Raw genomic sequence first — 799 nt, 5'->3', positions numbered from 1 at the left:
TAGGAAGTGTTAACAGTAGGTATTAATTTGTGGCATGGATTATCTGCTCACAGACGCGCAGTGGGCCCGCATCGCGCCGCTGCTGCCGGGTCGGGAAGGCACCAAAGGCGGCCGGGGCCAGGACAACCGCCGCTTTGTGGAAGCGGTGCTGTGGTTGCTGCGCAACGGCTGCCGCTGGCGGGCCCTGCCTGCGGCCTGGGGCAACTGGCACACAACGTACACGCGCTTCCAGCGCTGGACGGCCTCGGGCGTGTGGGCCCGGGTGCTGGCGGCCGTGCAAGAAGACGCTGCGCTGCACACGCTGCTGGTGGATTCGACCACCGTGCGGGCGCACCAGCACGCTTCAGGGGCACGCAAAAAAACGGGCCGCAAGCCTTGGGCCGCAGCCGCGGCGGGCTGACGAGCAAGCTGCACGCGGTGGCCGATGCCCGGGGCCGCTTCGTGCGCGGCGGCCTGACCGCCGGCCAGCGCCACGACGCCCCGCAGGTCTTGCCGCTGCTCGAGGGGCTGGCCCCGGCCTACCTCATCGCCGACCGCGGCTACGATTCCGACCCGCTCGTGGCGTCGCTGGCGGCCCGCGGCACTTTGGCCGTGATTCCGCCCCGGCGCAAGCGCCGCCACCCCAGGGCCTACGACGCGGCCCGTTACGCCCAACGTCACCCCATTGAGCGGCTGTTCAGCCGCCTCAAGCAGTTTCGCCGCGTAGCCACTCGGTATGATAAGCTCGATGCGCATTTTTTGGCCTTTATTCACCTCGCCGCAACTGTCTTGTGGCTGCGCGACTGTTAACACTTCCTAG

1 protein-coding gene is annotated in these 799 nt (G+C 68.1%); it reads left to right on the top strand.

Annotated elements, in window-relative coordinates:
• Positions 1-34: 34 nt before the first annotated feature.
• Positions 35-789, top strand: a protein-coding gene (locus tag ACYVHT_RS23305) for an IS5 family transposase (RefSeq protein ID WP_460557799.1) whose coding sequence is annotated in 2 segments (ribosomal slippage) — positions 35-365 and positions 365-789 — 756 coding nt in all. Because the reading frame shifts where the segments join, the coding sequence is not laid out codon by codon here.
• Positions 790-799 lie beyond the last annotated feature (10 nt).

The sequence above is a fragment of the Hymenobacter daeguensis genome (genome assembly GCF_054780555.1).
Note: the sequence above shows the minus strand (reverse complement) of the source record. Positions and strands in the feature narration are given on the sequence as shown.